Consider the following 22,414-nt stretch of genomic DNA (forward strand, 5'->3'; position numbering starts at 1 on the left):
TGACGGGGCCCGGGGGCCCGGCGGGATCAGCTCTGCACGGCCGCCGGGTCCATCCACATGAACTCCCACAGGTGGCCGTCCGGGTCCTGGAAGCTCCGCGAGTACATGAAGCCCTCGTCCATCGTGTCGCCGGCGGCGGAGCCGCCCGCCGCCAGCGCCCGGTCGGTCTTCTCGTCCACCTGCTCCCGGCTCTCCAGGCCGATCGCCAGGATCATCTCGGCCGAGGCGGCCGTGTCGGGGACCGGCTTCTTGGAGAAGCCGCGGAAGTACTCCTCCGTCAGCAGCATCACGTAGCTGTGGTCGCTGATGATCATGCAGGTGGCGTTCTCGTCGGTGAACTGCGGGTTGAAGGAGAACCCGAGCTCGGTGAAGAACGCCACCGAGGCGTCGAGGTCCTTCACCGGCAGGTTCAGGAAGGTCAGCTTGTCCATGTCCGCGTCTCGTTTCCGGGGAGTTCCTGGGCCCGTCGTGGCCTTTCGCACGTACTGACTCCGGGTCGTGGCGAAAGTCATCGGCGGTCCGGGACCGGATCCGGGACGGGCGGCCGACCGCCGTCGGCCGCGGCCGGCTGCTGCGGAGCGGCGCCCGCCCGGTTCAGAGCGTCAGGCCGCCGAGGAGGTTGGCGAGGCTCTCACCGCCCGCGGTGATGCTCGGCGCGATGGCCGATCCGGCCAGGTAGAAGCCGAAGAGCGCGCACACCACCGCGTGCGAGAGCTTCAAGCCGTCCTTGCGGAAGAAGAGGAAGGCGATCACTCCGAGCAGGACGACTCCGGAGATCGACAGAATCATGGGGGCTCCCTGCATGGCGTGCGACGTGTCTGTCGCCCCGTCGGTTCCACCCCGCGGGCCGTTCGGAAGCATCCCTGCGGCCGGACGGGGGAGCCCTGCCACACGCGCCGGGGAAACCGTCCCGCCGAACGGTCCGTGCCGCTTGCCGGACCGCGGCACCGGTGCCGGTGGCCACCGGCACCGTCGGCGGCCACCGGCCACGGACCCGCTGCTCAGCCCGCGGCGGGCGGGAAGTAGTGGTCGACGAAGGGGTTGCGGAAGGTCCCGCCCGGGTCCAGGCGGGAGAGCAGCCGGGCGAAGTCGTCCCAGCGCGGGTACGAGCGGCGCAGCTGCTCGGGCGGAAGGCAGGAGAGCTTCCCCCAGTGGAACCGGGGGCCGAACGGGGCGAGCGCCTCCTCCATGGTGCGCAGCACGCGGGTCACCGCCTCGGCGTCCTGCACCCAGGTGAAGTGGAAGGCGACGCTGTCCCGGCCGTGGTTCGGCCCCAGCCAGCAGTCGTCGGCCGCCACGGTGCGGATCTCGGCGATCTGGAGCACCGGGGCCAGTGCCGCCCCCACGCCGCGCAGCGCGGTCAGCGCCCCGGCCGCGTCGGCGCGCGGGACGAAGTACTCCGACTGCAGTTCCGTGCCCGAGCTGGGCACGAACCCGGACCGGAAGTGGGGCAGCCGCTCGTCCCACGGCCCGGGGGTGCCGAGCTGCTCCGTGACGTGCGTGGCGGGCATCCCCGGGACCGGGTGGTGCGCGGCGACCGCAGGGCGGGTCCCGCTCCGGCTCAGGTCGGGGGACGGGTCGCCCGTCCGGTGCTTGAGCCACAGCCGGCAGGGGGCGGCCGACCAGTCGGTGAACGCACTCACGCTGTAGGCCGAGGAGAACAGCTCGTCGAAACGTTCCGTCAGCGTCTCCCACGTCAGCCCCTCATGGAGGAACTGCGCCACCTCGAACTCCGGGACGAGGTCGACGGTCAGTTCGGTCACGACCCCCAGGGCCCCGAGCGAGGTCGCCGCGCCGCCGAACTCCGGGTCTCCCCGCCGCAGCGTCCTGACCGAGCCGTCGGCGGTCAGCAGGACGATCGCCCGGACGGCTGCCGCGAGGCTGCCGTTCCGGTCGCCGGAGCCGTGGGTTCCGGTCGCGTGGGCGCCGGCGAGGGTGAAGTGCGGCGTCGAGCCCAGATTGGCCAGGGCCAAGCCGTGCCGGCGCAACTCCGCACAGAGCTCGGCGAAGCGGACCCCGCCGCCCACCCGCGCGGTGCGCCGGGCCGGGTCGATCTCCAGGACCCGCGGCAGCCGGTCCAGGCACACGAGCACCCCGTCGGTGTCCGCGATCCGGTTGAACGAGTGGCCGGCGCCCAGCACCCGCACCCGGGGACTGCGGGCCACGAGCTCCCGCAGTTCGTCCGTCGAACCGGGACGGAGCAGTTCCTGCGACCCGAACGTGACGTTCCGGGCCCAGTTGGTGACGAGTGCGACCATCGTGTCCCCTCGGCTCGGCGCAGCCTGCGTTCCGCTGCGACGCTTCGCGCACCTCATCATCACAGCTCCCGCCCGGGCGAGGTCCGCCGGGTCCCCCTCCCGGCCCGGGCCCGCCGGGGACCGCACGGATCAGCCGGGCGCGGCCTCCGTCCGGCGGGGAGCAGCGCCAGCAGTGCCGCGGCGGCGGGGACGAGCGCGTCCTCGGGCGGGGACACGGCCCGGCTCGCGTACCCCCGCCCGTCGGGACGAGCGGCAGTGCGGCCAGCCCCGCCGTCTCGGACTTGGCGGTAAGTGCCGCGGGACGACCGCGATGCCCAGCCCCTGCTGGACGAGTTCCACCAGGCCGTGTACGTCGGTGACCTCCGGGGCCACCTTCCGCCCGACGCGGACCGCGGTGAACCCGGCGTCGGCCGCCCGTCGCGGTCCCCAGCCGGTGGGGAAGTCCACGAAGACCTCGCCGGTGAGGGCTCCCCACGGCACCGCCTCACGGCCGCCCGGCCCGCCGCGAGTCCGGCTCCGCCTGACCACACGCCACCTCAAAGCCGAACGGAGCGGCACCCGCCCAGGACCCGCCCGGCGGGCGTTGTGCAGGCCACCGTCCTCCCCGGTGGTGCAGCGCGTCCGCGCCGGCCGCGCGGGTGGCGGCCCCGGGTACCCGCTCCGGCCACCTCGGCGGCCGCAAGGCGCATCGGCGCGGCCCCGCGGCGATCCGTGAACCGTCCGGTGCCACGATGAGTTCGGGCAGGTCCGAGGGTCTGTACCGGTAAGTGTTGTGGACGACCAGGGGGAGGCCCTGCCGTGGCGAGATTCGTGACCATCGGGTACGGGGATCAGGACGGCTACGACCGCACCGAGGCGGTGGTACGGGACGAGGCGCACGCGCATGAGGCCCGTCTGCTCGAAGCCGGGGCCGTGACGGGCATCGCCGGCGCGCCCGTACAGGTGCGCAATCACGACGGTGCCGGTGTGACCGTGGAGAGCAGTCCCTTCATGTCCTCGGCTCTTCCTGTTGCCGGGTTCGGGATCATCGAGGCCTCGAACCTCGAGGAGGCCGTCCGGCTCGCGTCGGCGACGCCCTGCGCGGTCGCCCAGGGCGTGGTCGAGGTCTGGCCCCTGCAGGAGCCGGCGTAGGGCGAGGGGCGACGCCCGAGGTGGGCGCGGCCCTCGCGCCCCGGGATCAGGAGCCGCTCCGTTCGCGTCGCCACAGCGAGGTGCTGAGCCGGTCCGTGCCCGAGGCCAGGTGCCTGCGGTATGTGCTGAACGGCAGCCCCAGCCGCTCCGCCAGCGCCCGCTGGGGGAGCGGGCCCGGAGGTAGGTCGCTGCGACGGCGCGGTGCTGCTTCTCACCCCCTCGCCCGGTCCGCAGCTCCTCCACCGCGCGCACGAGCACGGCGTGGAGCGTGCCGCCGCTCTCGGCGACGACCCTGCAGCGCGTCAGCGGGGTTCCGCTCCAGTCCGGCGGGGCGCCGGAGCGCGCGCAGTCCGGCGCGCACCGCCGCGTCGAACTCCGGTCGGGAGAGCACGACGAGATCGGCCGGCCCGGCCGGTTCCCCCGCTGCGCCGGCGAGCAGTAGCCGGCTCCTGGTCTCCAGCCAGCGGGCGGCGGTCCGGGCGCGCCAGTCGTGGACGAACAGGGCGTGCTCCCGCCCGTCGACGACGGGTCTTGCGGGGAGCGGGTCCCTCTCGAAGTGCCGCATGTGCGGTGCCCAGAACGCGTCCCGTTGCAGGACTACGCAGGACCAGGCCGGCCCGCGGTCGTGGAACACCGTGCCCAGGGCGCGCCACTGCATCAGGTCCGTCACCGCCGACCTGCGCTGGTAGGCGGTCGGATGGACGGCGAAGCGCGCGAGGGCGAGGTATTCGTCACCGCGCAGCGGGGCCGCAGCCCGGGTGTGCGCCCAGGCGGCGGCAGCCACGGGGTCGGCCTCGGTGCCCTCGGGACCGGTGAGGCGCAGCCGGGCGGCGAACGCGACGACCGTGCCGGACCGGGTCGGGCGGTGGACCCGGAAGGCCACGGGTTGTCGGTCGAGCCAGTGCCGGGCGAGGGCGGCGGACTCGGGGCCCTCCGCCTCTGCGGCGAGGGCGAGCACCGTGTCCCGGTCCGCCGGCGCGTACGGCTCCTCCTGCACCTCGCCCTCGCTTTCCCAGGTGAAGAAGCCGGGAAGGTGCTGATCGCTGCGGTAGAGGTGCAGCAGGGCGCCCACCGCGACCGGGCGCTCGGGTTCGGGCGCGGTCCGCACCCGCTCGAAGAGGTGCTGGTGCAGCCGCAGGTGCATGTCCGCGTAGCCCGCCGGATCGCGTCGGCGCAGGTCTGCCTCCAGCGCTTCCCGGACCACGTCGTGCGGGCAGAGCCCGCCCGCGGCGGCTTCGACGAAGGGGAGTTCGCGCAGCCAGGCGAACAGCACTGCCGCCTCCCCGCCCAGCACGGGGCGCAGCGCCGCCTCCGTCGTGACGTGCAGACGGGCGCAGACGCCCAGCGCCCTGCGGTGCGCGGGGGAGGGCATCTCCCCGACGAGTCGCGGGAGCAGGGTCTCGATGACGTCCCCGATGGGCTGCCAGCGCTCCGCGGCGGTGCCGTTCTCCGCCGCCGCCGCCGCCGCCGACGACGACGCGGCGAGTGCGAGCGCGAGGGGATGGCCGCCGGTGAAGGCCAGCAGTGCCCTCTGCGCGACCCGGGGCACCCGTGCGCGTCGAGCAGCGGCACGGCCTCGTCCGGCGCGAGGTTGCGCAGGGCGGTCACGCGCAGGAGTTCGGCCCAGCCGGGGTCCGACACCCAGGCCGGTTCCGGGCCGCGGCGCCCGGCGACGACGTGACCACACCGGCCGGCAGCCGGGGCAGGAAGCGGTCGCGCAGCCAGCCCTCCAGCCCCCGGCAGCGTTCGAAAGCGTCGACGAGCAGCGCCACCCGCTCGTCCGCCAGCGCCGCCCCGGCCTCCTTCTCGAACCCGTCCGGGGTCGGATCGACGGTACGGCCGTCCAGCTCCACCACCGGACGGCCCGCCGCCCGGGCCGTGCAGGAAAGGCACCGCGAACGCCCGGTCGTCGCCGCTCAGGGCCCGGCGGAAGAGCGCGACCTCCGCCGCGCGTCCGACGAATCCGTCGACCGGCCGCGGGGCGGGGCCGCGAGGTGAGGGGCCGGTGCCGTCACTGCCCATGGGGCCCCCGCGCCGGCTGCCCGGCCCGGCGGCGCAGTCGCCACCCGGCCCCGTACCGGCCTGTCGGTGCTGCCCCCGCTCATCGGTCTGGACGCGCGGGCCGGACGGAAGGTTCCCTTCGGGCCGCTCCGTGCCCGGCCCACGTCCGCTCCGTGTCCGGTCAGCCGGAGGTGGGCCGGGCACGGACGTGCAGCCGCTCGCCCTGCGCCCCGAAGAGGCTGAGGAACTCGACCGGTTCGGGCCCCGGGCAGGCCCAGGCATGCGGGGTCCGGGTGTCGAACTCGGCCACCTCCCCGGGGCCGAGGACGAGGTCGTGCTCCCCCAGGGCCAGGCGCAACCGTCCGGAGAGTACGTAGAGCCACTCGTAGCCCTCGTGGACCCGCTGCTCCAGCTCACCGGAGCCGCCGTAGCCGGGCGGCATGATCTGCTTGTACGCGTGCAGGCCGCCCAGGTTGCGGGTGAGCGGCACGAAGGTCATGCCGAAGCGGTTGAACGGGCGGGAGTGGACACGCGGGTCGCCCGTCTCCGGCGCTCCCACCAGCTCGTCGAGCTGGACCCCGTACGCCTTGGCCAGTGGCAGCAGCAGTTCCAGCGTCGGCCGGCGCTGCCCGGACTCCAGGCGCGACAGAGTGCTCAGCGAGATGTCCGTCTTCTCGCTGAGCTGCGTCAGCGTGAGGCCGCGGTTGCCCCGCAGGGCGCGCAGCCGGGGGCCGACAGCGGTGAGCACGGTCGTGAGTTCTTCGTCTGCCATGCCCCCATGTGCTGATGCGGCAAGGACGTTTGTCAAACGGCCGGGGGCGGGCTCGGGGAGGCGCACCGCCCCGAGCCCCCGGCCGCGGCCCTGCCGGCCGCGGTGGCTTCAGCCCATCGAGTCCGGGTGCGGACCGATGCGGGTGCCGCTGTCGAGCGTGGCGATGTCCCCCATGTCCTCGTCCGTGAGGGTGAAGTCGAAGACGTCGAGGTTCTGCCGAATCCGTTCGGGCGTCGCGGACTTGGGGATGACGATGTTGCCGAGCTGTAGATGCCACCGGAGGGTGACCTGGGCCGGGGTCCGGCCGTGCCGCTCGGCGATCCCGGTGAGCACGGGGTCCTTGAGCAGCCCGCCCTTGGCGAGGGGGCTCCACGCCTCGGTGGCGATACTGTGCTCCGCGTGGTGGGCCCGCAGACCGGCCTGCTGCAACTGCGGGTGGAGTTCGATCTGGTTGACGACCGGGGTGACCCCGGAGCTTTCTACGAGCCGGTCCAGGTGGTCGGGCTGGAAGTTCGACACACCGATCGCCCGCGCCCGGCCGTCGGCCTGGATGCGCTCCAGTGCACGCCACGTCTCCGGGTACAGTCCCTGCCCCGGCATCGGCCAGTGGATGAGGTAGAGGTCGACGAAGTCGAGGCCGAGACGCGACAGCGAGGCGTCGAACGCCCGCAGCGCCGCGTCGTAGCCGTGGTCGTCGTTCCACAGCTTGGTGGTGACGAACAGCTCCTCGCGGGGCAGCCCCGCGGCGGCGAGCGCCTTGCCCACGCCGCGCTCGTTGCCGTACAGCGACGCGGTGTCGACGCTGCGGTAGCCCGCCTCCAGCGCGGTGGAGACGGCCTCGGCCGTCTCGTCGTCGGGGATCTGGAACACCCCGAAGCCCAACTGCGGGATCTGCACTCCGTTGTTGAGCGTGACCTCGGGAACAGTGGTCATGGCGTCGTCCTCCCATGAGTGGGTGTTCCGGTCGCCTGCGGGCGACCGGACCTGCGTGCGGACCCGGCGCCAACCGTACCGGTGCCCTCCGCTCTCGGCGCGTCCCCGGCACGGCGTCCGCCGCCGCGCCGGAGAGCGGGTCGCCGAGGGCCGGTGGTCGCCCGGGCCTCGGCGGCGCCGCCGCTCAGAACGGGTACTGCCGCGGGGTGTGCTGCACGCTCACCCAGTGGTCGGTGGTGAACTCCTCCAGCGCCCAGTCCCCGCCGAAGCGGCCGAGACCGGAGTTCTTCTCACCGCCGAACGCGGTGTTGGCCTGGTCGTTGACGGTCTGGTCGTTGACGTGCGTCATCCCCGCGTGCACCCGCAGGGCGAAGCGGACACCGCGCTCGGCGTCGCCGCTGAAGACGGCGCTCGACAGTCCGTACTGGGTGTCGTTGGCGAGTTCCAGGGCGTGCTCCTCGTCCCTGGCCCGCAGCACCGTGGCGACAGGGCCGAAGACCTCTTCCACGGCGGTCGGCGTGTCCGGTTCGGCCAGCAGCACGTGCGGCGGCAGCAGCAGTCCGGAGGGCCCGCCCGGGTCGCCGCCCACCAGCAGTTCCGCACCCTGCTCGACCGACCGGCGCACCAGGTCCCGGATGCCGTCCAGCTGCTTGCGGTTCACGATCGGGCCGAGGTGGGTCGCGGGGTCGGACGGGTCGCCCGCCCGCAGCCCCCGGGCACGCTCGGCGAAACGCTCCACGAAGGTGTCGTACCGGCCGGACTCCACGATCACCCGGTTGGTGCGGATGCAGATCTGCCCCTGGTGAAAGAAGGAGCCGAACACGGCGGCGTCCACCGCCCGGTCGAGGTCCGCGTCGTCGAGCACCACGAGCGGTGCGTTCCCGCCCAGTTCGAGCGCGAGCTTCTTGATCCCCGCCTTCTGCGCGATCCCGCGCCCGACCGGGGTCGAGCCGGTGAAGGAGACGAGCCGGGGGACGGGGTGCTCCACGAGCGCGTCGCCGAGTTCGCCGCCCGGCCCGACCAGTACGCTCAGCAGCTCCTGCGGCAGACCGGCCTCCTGGAGCACCTTGGCGATGAGCAGGCCCCCGGTCACCGGGGTGTCCCCGGCCGGTTTGAGCACCACGGCGTTGCCCAGCGCCAGCGCCGGGGCGATCGAGCGGCAGGAGAGGTGCAGTGGCCAGTTCCACGGGCTGATGACCAGTGCCACACCGAGCGGCTGCCGGTAGACCCGGCTCTCCTTGCCGGGCACGTCGGCAGGCAGGATGCGCCCGGCCACCCGGTGCGGCAGCGAGGCGGCTTCCGTGAAGTCGGCACGGGTCGCCGCCCACTCGGCCTCAGCTTTCGCGAGGGTGCTGCCGCCCTCGCGGACGAGCCACCCGATCACCTCGTCCTTGCGCCGGGTGAGCACCTCGACGGCGGCGCTCATCACCGCCGCGCGCTCGCGGGGGAGACGTGCCGCCCACTCCCGCTGCGCGGACCGGGCGGACTCCATGCTCGGGTCCACGTCCGCGGTGCCCGCCTGCGGGATCTCCAGCAGCACCTCCCCGCTCCAGGGGTCGAGCACCTCGCGGGACGGGCCGGCGCAGCCGGCCCGCCAGGTGCCGGCGAGCGGCATGGTGGTGAAGCCCTCGTACGGGGTCGGCGCGCTTGCCATGGTGGGGTTCCTCCTCGTCACGGGTGCGGCGTTCCGGTTGCACCTGGATCTTCCACTGCATATCACCCCATTCGATGGAGTGTGTCCGGTTAGGGGGTGCCCCGGTGCGGCGAAAACATGCGGCCGCGGCGAAGACCGGTGTTCCGTGCGCCCGCGCGCCGGGACGGGGGACGCCCGTGCCCTGACCCCGTGCGACCTGCCCGCCTGCTCCGGGGACTGCCCCGGTGCGCAGGAAGTGTGGCTGGATCTCCCGTCGCGGTGGCGCGACGGCGTCCGGAGACCCCCACGCGCGGGCGGTCGCCGTCCTCCACCCGCCGGCCTCCTCCGCGAGGCCCGGCGGGCGTCAGTGCCGCGGCGGTGTACCGGTGTCCGCCGGGTGCCGTTCGCGGCTGCCCGGTCCGCGCGCTCCCGCCCCGCCCCGTGGACGGTCCGCGAGCAGGATGCGGCGGGCGGCGGCCGTGTCGGTGACCAGCCCGGTGAGGAGACCCGAGCGGAGCACCGCCGCGATCGCCTCCGCCTTGGCCTCGCCGCCCGCGACTCCCACGACCTCCGGTACGGCGCGCAACTGCTCGTGCCCCACCGAGATCACCCGCTCGGCCAACTCCGTCTCCACCAGGCGGCCGTCCGCGGTGAGGAGGTGTCCGGCCAGCTCCGCACACACCCCGAGTGAGCGGTGGTACCGGCGCCCCTCCTCGTCCAATACGTCGTACACCGTCGACTGCCCGGCGTGCCAGGAGCCGATGGCCACGACCGCTTTCGTGACCCGGCCGATGTGGCTCAGGGTCTCGGCGATCAGCGGCTGGCTGCGGAGCACCGAGGCAGTCAGCGCGTTCGGCAGCACGAGCGGTGCGTAGAGGGGGAACGCCCGGCCGCCGGAGACGGCGGCCGCGTCGTGCACCGCGGCGACGGCCGCGGCGTCGAGCGGCCGGTCCGGGTGCACGCCGGTGAGCTGGACGACGTCGCACGGTGGCAGCCGGGTCCAGGTGTCACCCAGGTGGTTGACCGAGCGGCTCCAGGCCAGGCCCAGCACGTCGTCCTCGCCGATGATCCTCGACATGAGCTGCGTGGCCGCGGTGCCGAGCCAGGGGGTGACCCGACCGCTGTCCAGCGGGTCCGCTCCGTTCCCGCTGCCGGCCACGACCACGGCGTGCCGGAGACCGAAGCACTCCGCGAGCTCCTCGGACAGCGCCACGTCGATCTCGGCCGGCACGGTGATGTCGATGCGTACGATGCCCCGGGCGACCCCCTCCTCCAGCAGCCGGGCCACCTTGAACCGGCTGATGCCGAACTCCCGGCCGATCTCGACCTTCGAGCGGTTCCCCAGGTAGAAGCGCCTCGCGACCGAGGCCACGAGCAGCGGATCGCTCACCGCCGCGGAGCCTTGGGAGGCGCCCGCCCCCGTGGCGCCCACCGGTGCGGCCTCCCCGCGGGCTGCGTGCTGCGGCCGGGGGCCGCCCCGAAGGTCGTCGTCCTGCTGCGAATCGTTCACGTCTGTTCCCCGATGTCCGGATGCGCTGCCTGCGGAAACGTGCTCCTCCAACGGCCGCTCACGGACCGGCAATCTTCTCCGCGGTGTCCCGCTGCCGACTCCAGGCCGTCTCCTGCCGCATCAGGTAGCCGTAGAGCTGCCGCGGCGACTTCTTGCGGCCTCCGGCGTCGACCTTCCGCGTCCGCTGCTCGAGCAGGGTGAAGTGGTCCGACCAGACCGCCCGGCCGCGCAGCAGGTCCCCGCGGCAGCCGACCAGGTCCATCGCCGCGAGGTTCCAGGAGCCGGGACCGCAGACCGTGTCCTGCCGCGCCGCCACCGTGCCGCCCCCCAGCGCGAGCGGGAAGCTGCTGCACACCAGGGGGCGGTGGGCGTACGCACCGCCCCGGGCGTGCCCCTTCGCTATCTCCCTCGGGAAGACGCAGCCCCGGCCGCCGGACCGCCGTTGCGGGTACAGGTCCAGCGTCGGGCCGCCGGTTTCCGGCCGGAAGCCGGACCGGTGCTCCAGCAGGGTGACGAACTCCGAGGGCGGCAGGGCCGTTCCGGACGCCAGCCGCCGCATGTCCGAGGCGGTGAGCGCGACCCTGTACGTCCGGCAGCACTGACCCGTGCATCCCGCGCCCGCGCTCACGCCCCCGCCCCCTCGGGCCACGGTGCGCCGACCTCCCGGGACGCCTGTGCCTCCAGCAGGTAGCGCAGAAAGTCCGGCGCGCCGCCGGCGTCCTCCTCCGTGCGCGGCAGCGCGTTCCACCGTGCGACCACCTCGAACCAGTGATCCCGATCCCGCCGCCACTGCTCCTGCAGCCCGACGTCCCCGGCCTCGCCACGTGCCCCCGCTGCCTCCGTGTCGGCACCCGCCGCCCCGGGCCGAGGGTCCCCCGAAGGCCCGGCGGTGTCCGGACCCGACGCCGGCCCGGCCGCCACCGGCGTCGACCGGCTGAGATCCCGGGGGTACAGCCGGCCGGCGACCGGCGCCAGTTGCCCCAGTCCGCACCGGCCGAACCCGCCGGCGGTGCGCACCAGGAACCCGCACCCGTTGGGGCCGTTCGCCAACCGCAGCCCGGCCCGGCGCCGGCCGCCGTCCAGCAGTACGTCCGTCGGCTCGTCGGCGGCCGCCGGTGATGACTCGGTGAAATGCCACGGCTCGGGCGCGAGCGTGCGCGCGATCCGGACGAAATCCGCACCGGTGACGTGCCGCGCACCGCGGCGGCAGCGGGTCTCCGCGCGGTCCCGGAGCCCGCTGCGGCGGTTCTCCGTGGCGCGTCGAGCGGTCAAGGTCGAGTCCTTCCTGCCGGCGGTCCGGCGGTCCGTCTCCCCTCGGGGAAGGGCGGCCGAAGCCGCCCGGTTCACCCGTCCCCGAGATCTCTGGTGCGCGGACGGCCGGCGGCCGTCCGCGCCTGGTCAGCGCACCGCCCGCTCGCCCGCCTGCTGGTTCCCCACCGGCAGGTCGCCGGGCTGCAGCGACCGGAGGTCGGCCACGCTGGGCATCTGCAGACCCCCCAGGCGCCGGGCCTGGCGGGTCATCATCGACTCCAGCAGTTGGCGGGCGAGCCGGGCGTTGCCGAACGAGCGGTCCCGCGGGAGCGCGTCCACATGCGCCCGGAGCAGCTCCAAGGTGTCGGGGGAGCACTCGTACCCGGCGGCCGCGGCGTGCCGGTCGACGATGGTGACCAGCTCGTCCGTGCTGTAGTCCTCGAACTCCACGAACCGCGAGAACCGGGACGCGAGGCCGGGGTTCGACGCCAGGAAGCGCCCCATCTCGTCCGTGTACCCGGCCACGATGACCACGACCTCGTCACGGTGGTCCTCCATCAGCTTGAGCAGGGTGTCCACCGCCTCCCGCCCGAAGTCGTTGGAGGAACCGCCGTCCGGGGTCAGGGTGTACGCCTCGTCGATGAACAGCACCCCGCCCAGCGCGCTCTCGAAGACGTCCTTGGTGCGCTGCGCGGTGTGTCCGACGTACTGCCCCACCAGGTCGGCACGGGCCACCTCCACCAGCCGGGGCCGGGGCAGCACCCCCAGCGAGTGCAGCAGCTTGGCGTACAGCCGGGCCACCGTCGTCTTGCCGGTACCCGGCGGACCCGTGAAGACCAGATGGTTGCTGATCCGCGGAGCGGGCAGGCCGGCGGCTGCCCGCTGCCGGGCGTTCGTCAGCAGACTCACCAGGTCGGTGACCTCGCGCTTCACTGCACCGAGGCCCACCATGGCCTCCAGTTCGGTCATCGGGTCGTCGGCGTCCTCGGCGTCCGCCGCGGTCCCGTCCACCGCCGCGGCCGCCGTCTCCCCGACGTCCTGGGGGAGGAGCAGCGACAGCTCGTTCTCGCCCGGCTCCGCGGTGGCCGAGAGCCGGAACGCCTGCCGGTCCACCATCTCCTCGAACACCCCGCGGGCCGCGCGGCCGTTGCCGAAGCTCGCGTCCCGCGTCATCTGCTCGAAGTGCTCGGCCAGCGCCTCCCGCGTCATCGGGCCCAACTCGTACTGGTGCTGGGCGCACATGCTCTCGGTGATGGTGACCAGTTCCTCGACCGTGTAGTTGCTGAACTCGATCGTGCGGGTGAACCGGGAGGCCAGCCCCGGGTTGGCGGAGAGGAAGGAGTCCATCTGCTCCGAGTAGCCCGCCGCCACCACCACGACGTCGTCGCGGTGGTCCTCCATCAGCTTGAGGAGCGTGTCGACGGCCTCCTTGCCGAAGTCGTTGGAGGAACCGCCGTCCGGGGTCAGGGTGTACGCCTCGTCCACGAACAGCACCCCGCCCAGGGCGCTGTTGAACGCCTCGGTCGTCTTGATCGCGGTGCCGCCGATGACCTGGGCCACCAGGTCGGCGCGGGCCACCTCGACGAGGTGGCCGCTGCGCAGCACGCCCAGCTCGGTCAGGATGGCGCCGTACAGCCGGGCCACGGTCGTCTTGCCCGTACCGGGCGGGCCGGCGAAGACCAGGTGGCGACTCATCGGCGGCACCGGCATGCCCAGCCGCTTGCGGCGTTCGGCGAGCTGGTTGAGGTTCACCAGGGTGTGCACCTGGTGCTTGACGTTGTCCAGCCCGATCAGCGTCTCCAGCAGAGCGAGCGGCCCCTGGGGCTCCTCCGGCCCGTCCTCGCCGCCGGAACCGGACGCGTCCCCGGCGTCCGCACCCCACACGTCGGGGGAGCCGTTGTCGGCGCTGGTCAGCGACTCCACGGTGAGCCGGTCCCCGGGACGGCTCTGCTTCAGACCTGCCCCGCGGTTGTCCCGGACCACGCACCGATTGACCGACACCGTGGCGGTGCTGTCGACCCGTACGCCGTCCCCGGCGCCGCTCGTCGCCTCGCAGGCCGTCAGGGAGGCCTTGCCGCCCTGACGCACGTGCACGCCGTGCACCTGCGCGCCGCTGATCCGCACCCGCTCCAGCACGGCCTCGCCGCCGTCGCGGACGTTCACCCCGGAGTCACCGCTGTCGATGAGGGCGCAGTCGCGCAGGGTCGCGAGCCCCCGCTCGCCCACCTCGACACCGGACTCGGCGGCCGACTCGACGACGCTGTCGTAGATCTCGGGCCGGGCCTCGTCGGACACGACCAGCCCGCAGCCCCCGGGGGAGACGATCTCGCAGTGTTCGAGCCGGCCGCTCCCGTCGTCGGTGATCTCGATGCCGTGGCCGCCCGAGCGGACGATCCTCGCGCGCCGCAGCACGGGGTCGGCCAGGGCCCGGACGGTGATCCCCGTCCCGGCCGCGTCGAGCACCTCGATGCGGTCGAACTCCGGGGTGGAGTCGTCCGCCAGCAGCACCGCACCGGACTGGCTGGCGCAGTCCCGCACCACGGTGTCCGTCAGCGTCGGCGAACTGCCCTCCGTCACCCGTACCGCGGGCTCCGTGGAGGTCGAGAACTCGCAGTGCTCGATCGTCCCGCGCGAGCGGTCGAGGACCAGTAGACCGCTGTTCTTCGTGCGATGGGTGGTGCAGTTGCGCAGCAGCGGGTCGGCGCCGCCGGATATCACCACGGCGCTCTCCGCTATCGCCTCGAACGCCGTTCCCTCGATCACCGGCCGGGAGACGCTCGTCACGTACAGGCCGACCGAGGTGTGGTGCACGGTCCCGCCCAGCACCCGGGTGGAACTGTGTCCCTCCAGCGCGATGGCAGGCTTGTCCGTCCCGGAGATGTCGCAGTTCTCCACCGTGCCCATGGCCTCGCCGCTGGCGAGGACCCCGTTGCCGCGGGCGCTGCGCATCCGGCACCCCCGCACCACGGGGCGGCCGTGCTCCCCGATGACCACCGCCGAGGTGCCGAAGTTCTCGAAGGCGCAGTCCTCGACGGTGCTCCCGGCCTCGGAGGAGTCCACCAGCCCGGCACCGCCGGGATTGCTGATCCGGCACTCGCGTGCGGCCAGCGACCCCTTGCCGCGCACCAGCAGTGCCGTCCAGCCCGCGCCGGTCACCGTGCAGCCGTCCAGCGCAGCCTGGCCCGCCGGGACGTCGACGACCGCGGTCTCCTTGTCGAAGCCGCGCAGCGCGAGACCGCTGAGCATCACCGCGTCCGCCATCAGGGTGAGGGCACTGCCCCGCCGCGGGCACACCTCGACGGCTCCGCGCTCCCCCTCGGCCAGCAGCGTCACCCGGGTTCTGATGACCAGGTTCTCCGGGTAGCGGCCGGGCCGGACCTTGATCACCGCCCCGGTGCGCGCCTGGGCCAGTGCGTCACTGATCGTCGGAAAACTGTCTGGCCGCTCCGGGCAGACCGTGAGCAACTGCCGTGACACGCGCCTCGAACCTCCTCGAAGAATATCGCCGAAGCCCCACGCCGGGGGCGGTGTCCAGCACCGGGACGACCGGACGCCGAAGCTGCCGTCCGGTCTGCTGAGGGGACCATCATGCCGGGGGCGGTGCGAGGCGTCACCCGTCGTCCCGGCCGCTCGTGCAGGTCCAACTCTCTCCCGAAGGGCCCCGGGTGGTGAAACCGGGTGCCACCGCCGGCCCCGAACCGGCCCCGGGCGGGGCCGGTTGAGGCGGACGCCGGTCCGGTGTGCCTATCATGCGCGCCATGCGACGTCCCGCGATGCACGGTCCCGTGCTGCTGGCAGCAGCGGCTGCCCTCGTCCTGCCGATCACTGCCGGTCCCGTCGCGCAGGCCGCCTCCTCGCCGTCGTCGGACGAGCCGGAGGCCGCCCTGCTGCCCCCGCTGCCGCTGCGCCTCGGCGAGGACAACCCGTGCACCGGTCCCTCCGAGGAGACCGCCGCCGGGACGTCCTGGGCGCGCTCCGTGCTCGGCCTGTCCCGGGCGCACCGGCTGGCACGGGGCGCGTCGGTGTCCGTCGCCGTCGTGGACACCGGTGTCGGCACGGAGATACCCGCGTTGGACGGACGTGTCAGCGCGGAGGGCGGCGCCGATGAGGACTGCGTGGGCCACGGCAGTTTCGCCGCCGGCCTGATCGCCGCCGGCGCGACCGAGGACAGCGGGTTCATCGGCGTCGCACCCGAGGCGGGGATCACGGCGCTGCCGGGCACCGACGACCGCGGCGTGCCCGACGCCGCCCTCGTCGCGGACGGCATCCGGGCGGCCGCGGACCGGGAGGCGGACGTGGTCTACGTCGGTCACGCGCTGCGCACCGGAAGGGCGGAGCTGACCGAGGCCGTCGCGTACGCCACCGAGCGGGACGCACTTGTCGTGGCCCCGGCCGCCCCCGACGTCGTCCCGCAGGAGGAACGCGGCCCGGACGGGGAGCAGCCCACCGGCCCGTACTGGCCGGCCGCCGTGCCCGGTGTGCTGGCCGTCGTCGACTTCGGTCCGGACGGTGCCAGGCAGCAGGAGGCGCCCCCTGCCCACGAGCCGGATCTCGCGGCACCCGGCAGTGCGATGGTGGGCACCGGTCCCAGCGGCGCGGGCCACTACATCGGCTCCGGGGCCTCGCTGGCTGCCGCCTGTGTCGCCGGGGCCGCCGCACTCGTACGCGACCACCGGCCCGACCTGACGGCCGAGGAGGTGTCCCGTCAGCTGCTGCGCACCGCCTACCCGGCCGACATCCCGCGACTGGACCCCTACGCGGCGCTGTCGCTCACCGCGGCCGGTGCGCAGGAGGAGGGCGAGCCGGCCGCTCCCGCCCCCGCCCACCTGCCCCCGCCCGCCGACCGGACGCCGCACGTGCGGGCGATGGCCATCTCCGGTGCCGGACTGGCCGTCGTGCTGCTGATCGGTGCCGCAGCCGCGGTCATCCCGCGGGGCCGGGCCCGCGGATGGGAGCCGCCCGGCCGGCTCCCCTCCGGCCCGTCGTCCGGCGCGACGGGCGCCGGCACCGGCCGGTGAGTCCCCGCCGTCCCGCGGCGCCGTGAGCGGGTCCGCGCGCCTGTGCCCTCCGAGCCCCCGGGCGCGGTCCGGCGGGGGCGCCGCCGTATGGCAGCGCCCCCGCGCCCGCCGCCCCGTCACCCGTCCTCGCCCGGCAGCAGCGGTGTCTGGATCTGGAGGGTCTTGCGGCGGGCGATCCGCACCGCCCGGCCCGGGATGAGCTCCCGGCCCTTGACACTCCCGAACAGGTAGCCCTCACTTGGCGGGCAGGACATCAGCAGGCCGGGGGTGTTGACCTCCTGGAGACGCCGCATCAGCGTCTCGTTCAGTCCGCGCCCGGCCCCCGCGGAGGCGCGCGCCACCACCAGGTGCAGGCCCACCTCGTGGCCCAGCGCCAGGTGGTCCAGTAGCGGCATGAACGGCTGCGTCGCCACGTTGCCGCCGACCATGTCGTAGTCGTCGACCAGGATGAACAGGCGCGGCCCCGTCCACCAGTCGCACGACTTCATCCGGGACGGCGCGACGTTTTCGCCGGGCACCCGCTGCCGGACGGCCTTCGCCGCCCCGTCCACGAGGTCCTTCAGCACGTCCATCGAGAAGGCGTGGCCCAGCCGGTACTCCTCCGGCACCGCCTCCACCAGCTCCCGCCGGTAGTCCACGGTCATGATCCGGGCCTCCGCGGGCGTGTAGCGGTCGGTGATCCCCTTCGCGATCACCCGGAGGAGGTTGGTCTTGCCGCACTCGTTGTCGCCCACCACGACCAGGTGTGGCGACTCGGAGAAATCGTGCCACACCGGTGACAGTTCGTTCTCCTCCAGACCGAGCGGGATGCGCAGCGGCCCCTCCCGGTCGGGAGCCGGGAGTTCGCCGAACGGCAGCTCGGTCGGCAGCATCCGCACCCGCGGCGCCGGCGGCCCGGCCCAGTTCTCGTTGACCGCCGCGATCAGGCCTGCGGTGCCGTCGGCCAGGTCGTCCGCGTCCTCCGCACCGTCGATCCGCGGCAGCGCCGCGAGGTAGTGCAGCTTCTCCGCCGTCATGCCCCGGCCCGGGCTGCGCGGGACGGTGACCGCCCGGCGGGTGTCGATCTGGGAGTCCATCGGATCACCCATCCGCAACTCCAGCCGGGTGCCGGCCTGGTCGCGCACGGCGGCCGACAGCTCCACCCAGCGGGCCGTGGCCACCAGCAGGTGCACACCGTAGTTCAGGCCGCGGGCGGCGAGCGCGTTGAAGGTGGCGATGTGTCGGTCGAAGTCCTGCCGGACGGTCGACCAGCCGTCGATGACCAGGAAGACGTCGCCGTGCGGCTCGTCCGGGAACTCGCCCGCCGCGCGCAGCTTGCGGTAGGTCGGCATCGAGTCGATCCCCTGCTCCAGGAAGAACCGCTCCCGCCTGCTCAGCAGCGAGGTCACCTCGGAGATCGTCCGGCCGACCCGTTCGGAGTCCACCCGCGCCGCGACACCGCTGACGTGCGGCAGACCCCGCAGTGAGGCCAGCGTGCCGCCCCCGAAGTCCAGGCAGTAGAACTGCACCTCGCGGGGAGTGTGGGTGAGCGCCAGGGCGGTGATCAGGGTCCGCAGCAGGGTGCTCTTGCCGCTCTGCGGACCGCCCGCGATCGCCACATGGCCGCCGGACGCCGACAGGTCCACCGTCAGCAGGTCGCGGATCTGCTCGAACGGCCGGTCGACGATGCCCACCGGCACCGTCAGACGTCCCCGCAGGTGCCACCCCGTGGTGGTGAGGCCGTACGCCGGGTCGGGCGTGAGCGGCGGCAGGATCTGGTCGAGCGTGGACGGCGTCTCCAGCGGCGGCAACCAGACCTGGTGGGCGGGCGGCCCCGAGTCGCGCAACCGGTCCAGCGCCACCGACAGCAGCGTCTCGGAGGTCTCCACCGCGGGCTCCGGCTCCTCCTCCGCGGCCGGACCGTCAGGCTCCGTCGGCGTCCTCGGCACCACCCAGTCCGAGGTCCAGGGCACCACCTGCCGCGCCACCTGGGCCTGCACCACGGGCCCCCGCCGCCGCGCGTAGGGCCCCGACACGTACGCCGCCCGGAACCGGGTCAGCGCGTTCACCCCGCTCTTGAGGAAGCCGCTGCCCGGCTGCGCGGGCAGCTCGTACGCGTCCGGGACGCCCAGCACGCCGCGGCTCTCCATCGCCGAGAAGGTCCGCAGGCCGATGCGGTACGACAGGTGGCTCTCCAGGTGGTGCATCCGGCCCTCGTCCAACCGCTGGGACGCCAGCAGCAGATGCACGCCCAGGCTGCGCCCGAGCCGGCCGATCATCACGAACAGCTCCATGAAGTCGCGGTGCGCGGCCAGCAGCTCGCTGAACTCGTCGACCACCACGAACAGGCTCGGCAGCGGCTGCAGCGGCACCCCGGACTGCCGCGCCTTCTCGTACTCCAGCGCCGAGGTGTAGTTGCCCGCCGCCCGCAGCAGCTCCTGGCGCCGCATCAGCTCGCCGTGCAGCGCGTCCTGCATGCGGGAGACCAGGGCCACCTCGTCGGCCAGGTTGGTGATCACCGCTGAGGTGTGCGGCAGTTCGTCGAGTCCCAGGAAGGTGGCGCCGCCCTTGAAGTCGACCAGGATGAAGTTCAGCGTCTCCGAGGAGTTGGTGAGCGCGAGCCCCAGCACCAGGGTGCGCAGCAGCTCGCTCTTGCCCGAACCGGTCGCCCCGATGAGCATCCCGTGCGGACCGGTGCCGCCCTGCGCCGACTCCTTGATGTCCAGCTCGATCGGCGTCCCGTCACCGCCGACCGCGATCGGCACCCGCAGCCGGGAACTGCCGGTGTGCCGCTCCCACAGCGCGGACGGTTCGTGCCGGTGCAGGTCGTTGATGCCCAGCAGCGCGGTCAGCTCCGTGTCGCTGGAGAACGGCTGCGCCACGTCGCTGCCCAGGCTCAGCCGGAACGGCGCGAGCAGCCGGGCCAGTGCCTCGGCCCCCACCGGGCCCATCCGGTCGGGGCGGCCCAGCGGTGTCGTCTCCTCCTTGCGGTCCCGGTCGGTGCGCACCAGCGCCACCGACTCGTCCGCCACCTCCAGGCGCAGCGTGGTGCGCCCGGGCTTCCAGGTCAGGGCCCCGGTGAGGTCCAGCACCACGGCGTTGCGGAAGCCCAGCCCGTCGAACCGGTGGCCGGCCGGCATGCTGCACCCGTCCATGACGATGACGGTGAACGGCTCCTCCCGGCCCGGGACGGCGTCCGGGTCCGCGGGTGGACGCTCCTGGAACTCGGCCCCGAGCAGGTTCTCCAGCTCGTTGAAGGCCGAGGTGACCATCCGCGTCGGCCCCGCGCCGTCCTGGTCGTGCCGGTGCAGCCCATGCGGCAGCCATTTCACCCACTCCCACTCGGACCGCCGCTCGTCCGCCACGCAGAGCGCCACCCACAGGTCGTCGGGTGCGTGGAAGACGGCCAGCTGGGCCAGCAGGCTGCGTGCGGCACTGCGGATCTGCTCCTCGTCCCCCCGGAAGAGCACCTTCGACCAGGCACGCAGATAGATCGCGATCGGCTGGTCGGGCACGGTCGAGTAGGCGCGCGTGAAGCTGCGCAGCGCGTGTGCGGACAGCGGCTCCAGGTCCTCGACCGGTTTGGTGGACAGCGGGTTGAGCTTCATGGCCATCCGCTGCTCGCCCACCCCGATCCGCACTTCCATGAAGTCCTCGTCAGTGGCGCGGCGCTCCCACAGGCGGGTGCTGCGCGCGAAGGACGACAGCGCGTCCGGAGCGGGGTGGCGCCAGGCCAGCGCCCGCTGCTGGGCGCTGATCGAGGCCCGCACCTTGCGCCGCGTCTGGCTCAGGTACCGCAGGTAGTCGCGGCGTTCACCCTTGACCCGCTGCTTGCGCTCGGCGCTGCGCCGCATGAACTGGCCCAGGATCATCGCGACCGACGCGACCAGCATCAGGCCCATGGCGATGTACATGAAGCTGCCGCTGGTACCGCTCATTCCGGGCCGCATGAACATCAGCATCATCGACACCGACATCAGGGCCATCGGAAGATACGTCCACACCGCCGAACTGTCCGGGACCACTTCCGGAAGGGACGGCGGTTCCTGGAGGTTCAGTTCTCCCGAAGGCAATTCCGGCCCCCGGCGGCGGGCCGGTCTGCGGAAGAGGGTCACGCTCAACGAAAGGCCTCCTTGGTCTTTCCTGATGCCGACTTACTCGAAAGCGATGATGCGGGAACGCGAAAGCGCGAACACGTGGGAAAAGTCCGGAACGCCGTGCCGCCGGATCGGCCGGCGCCGCGGCCCGACTGGTTCCGGCGGGGTGGGCGAGCGTATTTCGGCGGTACGGAGACCGGGGACACCGCTCCGGCTGCCGCCGGCAATGGGGCGGCGAATCCGGCGGCGAAGAACGGAAGTACCCTTGCCACCGACCCGTGCAGTACGGTCCGTTCAACCGCCCGTACCACCGGGTGCCGCGGTGGCGCTCCACCCGGAACCGCCCGGCCGCAGGCGAACCTTCGACGTGCCGCATCCCACGTTCCAGCCACCGCGACCCCGCGGTCTGCCAGGAAGCGCGAAACGAACCCATGACCGACACTCAGACGGCCCACCTGTGCCGCCTCACCGTACGCACCCCGACCAGGATCGTTGACCTGGCCGTGCCGACCGACGTCCCCGTGGCCGACCTGCTGCCCACAGTGGTCGGCTACGGAGGGGAGAACCTGGAGGAAACCGGCCTCGAACACGAGGGCTGGGTACTCCAACGCCTGGGCGGTCCACCGCTCGACCCAGAGAGTACCCTGGACTCTCTCGGCCTGCGCGACGGCGAGGCCCTCCACCTCCGGGCCCGCACCGAGGCGTTGCCCGAAGTCCACCTGGACGACCTGGTGGACGGGATATCCACCACCATGCGTGGACGCCCGCACGGGTGGAGCCCGGATGCCAGCCGCCGCTTGCTGCACGGTCTCGCCGTCGCCACCCTGGGCCTGGGCCTGCTGGTGCTGGCCCTGCCGGGCCCGGCAGGCTGGCTGCGCGCCCTGGCCGCCGCCGTCACCGGCCTGCTGCTGGTCGCCGGGGCCGGCTCGGCGACCCGGGCCGTCGGCGACTCCGGCGCCGGGACCGTGCTCGGCCTCATGGTGCCCCCGTACCTGGCCCTGGCCGGCTGGCTGCTCCCCGGCGGCGACCTCGGCGGCGGCGACGCCCGCGCGGTGCTGGGCGCCCGGCTGCTTGCCGCGTCCGCGGCGGCGGCCGGCGGCGCGGTCCTCGCCCTCGCCGCCGTCGGTATGTACCCCGCGCTCTTCCTGGGCGCCGCGACCGTCGCGGTGGCTGGAGCGCTGGGTGCGGCACTGATGATCTGGGACCTCTCGCCCGAGCAGGCGGCCAGCGTGGTCGCCGTGGTGGTCGTCCTCTTCGGCGGCTTCGTGCCTTCGCTGTCCTTCCGTCTCTCCGGCATGCGGATGCCCCCGCTCCCGACCAACGTCCAGCAGCTGCAGGAGGGCATCGACCCCTACCCGAACGACGACGTCGCGCTCCGCTCCGTCCTGGCCGACGGCTGGATGACGGCCTTCTACGGCGCGATCGGCCTCATCTGCCTGCCCTGTCTGGTGGCACTCACGGTGGACGCGGAACTGGCCGAGGTGTTCGTCGTGTTCGCCCTCTCGCTCCTGCTCCTGCTGCACAGCCGGGGGCTGGGGAACGTCTGGCAGCGGCTGGCCCTCACCGCCGCCGGCGCCTGGGGGGCCGCGCTGCTGCTCTTCGCCCTCGCCCACGGCCTGGGCGGTGGCGACCGGCTGACACTCGTCGCGGGACTGCTCGGGCTGACGGCCACCATCGCCATCGCCTCCTGGACGGTCCCCGGACGCCGCCTGGTGCCGTACTGGGGACGTGCCGCGGAGCTGCTGCACTCGCTCGCGGCGATCAGCATGCTGCCGCTGATGCTCTGGTCGGTCGGCGTCTACGGCGCCCTGCGCGCCATCAACGGCTGAGC

The 22,414-nt window shown here is 73.6% G+C and carries 17 protein-coding genes; 3 read left to right on the forward strand and 14 right to left on the reverse strand.

The window, feature by feature from the left end; genetic code table 11:
- Nucleotides 1-26 precede the first annotated feature (26 nt).
- The 4 genes from H300_RS0123400 to H300_RS30790 form a co-directional block, all read right to left on the reverse strand.
- Nucleotides 27-431: a VOC family protein gene (locus tag H300_RS0123400; RefSeq protein WP_028429324.1), complete on the reverse strand. Its 405-nt coding sequence runs from the start codon at nucleotides 429-431 to the stop codon at nucleotides 27-29.
- Nucleotides 432-594: 163 nt separating this feature from the next.
- Nucleotides 595-789, reverse strand: coding sequence for a hypothetical protein (locus H300_RS0123405; protein ID WP_028429325.1), 195 nt, complete (start codon nucleotides 787-789; stop codon nucleotides 595-597).
- A gap of 212 nt (nucleotides 790-1,001) precedes the next feature.
- Nucleotides 1,002-2,258, reverse strand: coding sequence for an FAD-binding protein (locus H300_RS0123410; RefSeq protein ID WP_028429326.1), 1,257 nt, complete (start codon nucleotides 2,256-2,258; stop codon nucleotides 1,002-1,004).
- Between the two features lie 129 nt (nucleotides 2,259-2,387).
- The gene (locus H300_RS30790; protein WP_486584017.1) at nucleotides 2,388-3,143 is read right to left on the reverse strand and encodes a LysR substrate-binding domain-containing protein; all 756 of its coding nucleotides are present in this window, start codon (nucleotides 3,141-3,143) and stop codon (nucleotides 2,388-2,390) included.
- On the opposite strand from H300_RS30790, the gene H300_RS0123415 reads away from it, so the two are divergent.
- A complete protein-coding gene (locus tag H300_RS0123415; RefSeq protein WP_028429327.1) occupies nucleotides 3,057-3,389 on the forward strand; it encodes a YciI family protein in 333 nt (110 codons plus the stop codon). The genes H300_RS30790 and H300_RS0123415 overlap by 87 nt on opposite strands.
- Nucleotides 3,390-3,600: 211 nt before the next feature.
- Here the strand turns inward: H300_RS0123415 and H300_RS0123420 are convergent, their stop codons facing one another.
- From H300_RS0123420 to H300_RS0123460, 9 genes are all read right to left on the reverse strand, one after another.
- Nucleotides 3,601-4,938, reverse strand: coding sequence for a hypothetical protein (locus H300_RS0123420; protein ID WP_028429328.1), 1,338 nt, complete (start codon nucleotides 4,936-4,938; stop codon nucleotides 3,601-3,603).
- Nucleotides 4,939-4,993: 55 nt separating this feature from the next.
- Nucleotides 4,994-5,245, reverse strand: a complete 252-nt coding sequence (locus H300_RS0123425) for a hypothetical protein (RefSeq protein ID WP_028429329.1) — start codon at nucleotides 5,243-5,245, stop codon at nucleotides 4,994-4,996.
- A 326-nt stretch (nucleotides 5,246-5,571) separates the two neighbouring features.
- Nucleotides 5,572-6,162, reverse strand: a complete 591-nt coding sequence (locus H300_RS0123430) for a helix-turn-helix domain-containing protein (protein WP_028429330.1) — start codon at nucleotides 6,160-6,162, stop codon at nucleotides 5,572-5,574.
- 108 nt (nucleotides 6,163-6,270) lie between these two features.
- Nucleotides 6,271-7,095 (reverse strand): aldo/keto reductase, encoded by an 825-nt coding sequence (locus H300_RS0123435; protein WP_028429331.1) that lies wholly within the window; start codon nucleotides 7,093-7,095, stop codon nucleotides 6,271-6,273.
- Nucleotides 7,096-7,279: 184 nt separating this feature from the next.
- Entirely contained in the window at nucleotides 7,280-8,749 is a 1,470-nt protein-coding gene (locus tag H300_RS0123440) for an aldehyde dehydrogenase family protein (protein WP_028429332.1), read from the reverse strand.
- Nucleotides 8,750-9,092: 343 nt separating this feature from the next.
- On the reverse strand, nucleotides 9,093-10,238 hold the full coding sequence (locus tag H300_RS28880) for a sugar-binding transcriptional regulator (protein ID WP_486584018.1): 1,146 nt from the start codon (nucleotides 10,236-10,238) through the stop codon (nucleotides 9,093-9,095).
- Nucleotides 10,239-10,296: 58 nt separating this feature from the next.
- The gene (locus H300_RS0123450; RefSeq protein WP_486584019.1) at nucleotides 10,297-10,797 is read right to left on the reverse strand and encodes a hypothetical protein; all 501 of its coding nucleotides are present in this window, start codon (nucleotides 10,795-10,797) and stop codon (nucleotides 10,297-10,299) included.
- 65 nt (nucleotides 10,798-10,862) lie between these two features.
- The gene (locus tag H300_RS28885) at nucleotides 10,863-11,510 is read right to left on the reverse strand and encodes a hypothetical protein (protein ID WP_051270309.1); all 648 of its coding nucleotides are present in this window, start codon (nucleotides 11,508-11,510) and stop codon (nucleotides 10,863-10,865) included.
- 126 nt (nucleotides 11,511-11,636) lie between these two features.
- Nucleotides 11,637-14,966 carry a right-handed parallel beta-helix repeat-containing protein gene (locus H300_RS0123460; RefSeq protein ID WP_028429334.1) on the reverse strand — a complete coding sequence of 1,110 codons (3,330 nt, stop codon included), beginning with the start codon at nucleotides 14,964-14,966 and terminating at the stop codon, nucleotides 11,637-11,639.
- Nucleotides 14,967-15,247: 281 nt separating this feature from the next.
- Here H300_RS0123460 and H300_RS28890 point away from each other — a divergent pair, with 281 nt between their 5' ends.
- Complete coding sequence (locus H300_RS28890) at nucleotides 15,248-16,507, forward strand: S8 family serine peptidase (RefSeq protein WP_486584020.1); 1,260 nt, start codon at nucleotides 15,248-15,250, stop codon at nucleotides 16,505-16,507.
- Nucleotides 16,508-16,623: 116 nt separating this feature from the next.
- Here the strand turns inward: H300_RS28890 and H300_RS0123470 are convergent, their stop codons facing one another.
- Nucleotides 16,624-20,601 carry a type VII secretion protein EccC gene (locus H300_RS0123470; RefSeq protein ID WP_028429335.1) on the reverse strand — a complete coding sequence of 1,326 codons (3,978 nt, stop codon included), beginning with the start codon at nucleotides 20,599-20,601 and terminating at the stop codon, nucleotides 16,624-16,626.
- 413 nt (nucleotides 20,602-21,014) lie between these two features.
- Here H300_RS0123470 and eccD point away from each other — a divergent pair, with 413 nt between their 5' ends.
- On the forward strand, nucleotides 21,015-22,412 hold the full coding sequence (eccD, locus tag H300_RS0123475) for a type VII secretion integral membrane protein EccD (protein WP_028429336.1): 1,398 nt from the start codon (nucleotides 21,015-21,017) through the stop codon (nucleotides 22,410-22,412).
- The last annotated feature ends 2 nt before the right edge of the window (nucleotides 22,413-22,414 follow it).

Source organism: Streptomyces sp. TAA040 (genome assembly GCF_000424845.1).